Source organism: Streptomyces sp. NPDC006283 (assembly GCF_040613325.1).
Taxonomy (GTDB): Bacteria; Actinomycetota; Actinomycetes; order Streptomycetales; family Streptomycetaceae; genus Streptomyces.
This window is the reverse complement of the sequence record NZ_JBEXRZ010000410.1, coordinates 1-2,489: the sequence shown is the minus strand read 5'-3', so window position 1 is coordinate 2,489 and position 2,489 is coordinate 1. Positions and strand designations below refer to the sequence as shown.

The 2,489-nt window shown below is 67.1% G+C and carries 1 protein-coding gene and 1 pseudogene; one reads left to right on the top strand and one right to left on the bottom strand.

Going from position 1 to position 2,489, the window contains the following annotated elements; translation table 11 throughout:
• Positions 1 to 842: 842 nt before the first annotated feature.
• Positions 843 to 1,019: pseudogene (locus ABZ070_RS36705) on the bottom strand (ISL3 family transposase); the annotation flags it as partial.
• A 340-nt stretch (positions 1,020 to 1,359) separates the two neighbouring features.
• On the opposite strand from ABZ070_RS36705, the gene ABZ070_RS36700 reads away from it, so the two are divergent.
• Positions 1,360 to 1,647, top strand: a complete 288-nt coding sequence (locus tag ABZ070_RS36700) for a transposase (protein WP_356640464.1) — start codon at positions 1,360 to 1,362, stop codon at positions 1,645 to 1,647.
• Positions 1,648 to 2,489: the final 842 nt, after the last annotated feature.

Below are 2,489 nucleotides of genomic sequence, written 5' to 3'. Positions count from 1 at the left end.
TCAGACCCCCGCCCTGCGGATACCTCATCCAACCGGCTTACCTCGACGATCACCAACCGTCAGCCCCTACGACAAGACGACTTCAACGTCAGTAGTGCGAGCCGTGACCGCGACCAACGAGGCCGCCGCGCCCTGGTCGCCTGCGAGGCCACCCAGCCTCCGCAAGCGATCGAGGTTTTCCCGCCGCTCTCGTCGAAGCGGATCCATACCGGCCCGTGCGCCCGTACTCCTTCAACTGGGCGAGGGCAGTGGTGACGACTGGGACGACGTCGCGGTAGTCGCGCCAACGCGCCCGTGCGACAGCACGTCAGAGGAGGATGCCGCGACCCTTCGAATCCAAGGTTGGCGCACAAAGAGCCCCGGCCGGCCTGCTACGGGGACGCAGAGTCAGCCGGGGCGGTCAGGGCGGGGACTACTCGATGACGAGTCGGCCCATGCGGATGATGTCGTGGTTGGCGCAGAGGTCGTCGAGGTGGAACGTGCGGTCGAGCTCGGGGTCCACTTCGCTTCCGGGAGATCGCGGTGGGCCGGGGCCCGGCACATGCGGGCCCTGGTGCACTGGGTGAGGATCCAGCGTGCTGCCGTCTGGGCAGTGGGCGGGTTGGTGTACATCGACGCGGCCATGCGCCACAGGTGCTCGCCCCAGGCCTTCTCCGGTTCGAGGACTGCGACGATGCCGACGTCGCCCAGGCCGCGGCGGTCGCTGGACTGGGTGATGCGACCTGCGGTCAGGCGGCTGACGGCTGAGACGACTTCTTCCACGTCACCGAACCATTCCTCCGCGCCAACGCTCACCAGATACACACCCATGTCGGGAAGCTATCGCGCGCATCTGACATCGATCAGTGAGCCAACAGGACTCGCTTGCGGAGCAGTGCGAAGCCAGCCCGGCCAAACATCTGGCGCTTGAGCATCTTGATCCGGTTGACGTGTCCTTCGACGGCGCCGGAGTTCCAGGGCAGTGTGAGTCCGGCGATGACCGCGTCGCGGTCTCGGTCGATCCTGCCGCGAGAGTGTGGAGGCTGGGCAGGTCGTCCTGGCGGACGGCGTCGAGCCACTGCGGGAGCCGTTCGCCGGCGCTCGGTGAGCGTCTGGGCGAAGGACCGGACGTAACCGGTGAGGGCATCGAGTTCAGGGTAGTTGGCCAGGATAGTGTCCTGCTGCGTGGTGTAACAGCGATCTTCGCGTAGCCCCTGGTCACGGGGCGGCCATTGCGCAACTCTCCGAGTGGTGAAGCTCGTTGAGAGATGTGACGCGATGGCCTTGTCCCAAATGACCAACTGTGCCTGATGGAGCGTACGGCAGGTAGAATCGAGTTGGTCAGGGTGGTGGGGTGGCCCAGCGGATCCTGCAGGGTTGATCGAGGCCGAGGCCACCGCCCACATTGGCGCGGAGCCTGGTGAGCATGGCGAGACTCGTACGACCAGGCGCAACGGGCACCGGGCAAAGTCCTCACCACTCAGGCCGGGGACCTGGACCTGGCGACCCCCAAGGTCCGCACCGAGTCATTCTTTCCCTCTGCTGGAATGCCGACGCCGCATCGACCGGGTGCTCTATGCGGTCATCATGGAGTCGTACGTGCAGGGGGTGTCCACTCGGAGAGTGGGTGACCAGGTCAAGGCGCTGGGCGGTGACACCGGTATCTGACTCGCTGCCTTCCTCGAAGACGCTGGTGAACGCGTCGTTGAGGTCTGCCGTACCAAGCCCCCGCCCGTCCGTGGCGACCGCAAGACGGACATGCTCGACGCTATCCGCGCGGCCCGCGAGGCGCTGGCCACCGAGCACATCATCCAGCCCCGAAGCCGACGGGGAACGCGAGGCGATGCGCGTGCTGCTGGCCACCAGGCAAGTCCGCTGTGCGCGCCTCCACCGCAGCCAACCCAGCACCAGACGCCCAACAATTATGACAACGGCGAGGGCCAAGGCCCTCGTCCCAAGTAGCCACTCCAGTGCTCTCGAGGGTCGGAGCGCTGGAGTGACCTAGAACTTGCTACTTACGGCGCTGTTGTGCAGCGTACATACGCCGTAAGTGTGCCTCCGGTGATGGAGCCGGGGCCGCCAGGCAGGGTGACCGCTGCCAGCCACCGGTCGGGGCCGTTCGGCCGGCTCACGTTGACGATTACATCGGGATCACCGAAGTAGTCGAACCCCCCGCTGACCATGACAGGAGCCTCCGGCGGGCACACAGCTTCTACGGATACTGCCGAAACCGTAACGGGGATGGTGGCAGCAGCCGATTCCGTGATGAGGTCCACGAGGCCGGGAGGGCCGGTAGGTCCGGTAGGTCCGGTAGGTCCGGGATCGCCCGTAGCGCCCGTAGCGCCCGCAGGCCCGGTAGGCCCGGTAGGTCCGGGATCGCCGGGATCGCCCGTGGCGCCCGTAGCACCGGGATCGCCCGTGGCGCCGGTAGGCCCGGTAGGCCCGGGATCGCCGGTAGCGCCGGTAGCGCCGGTAGCGCCGGTAGCGCCGGTAGCGCCGGTAGCGCCGGT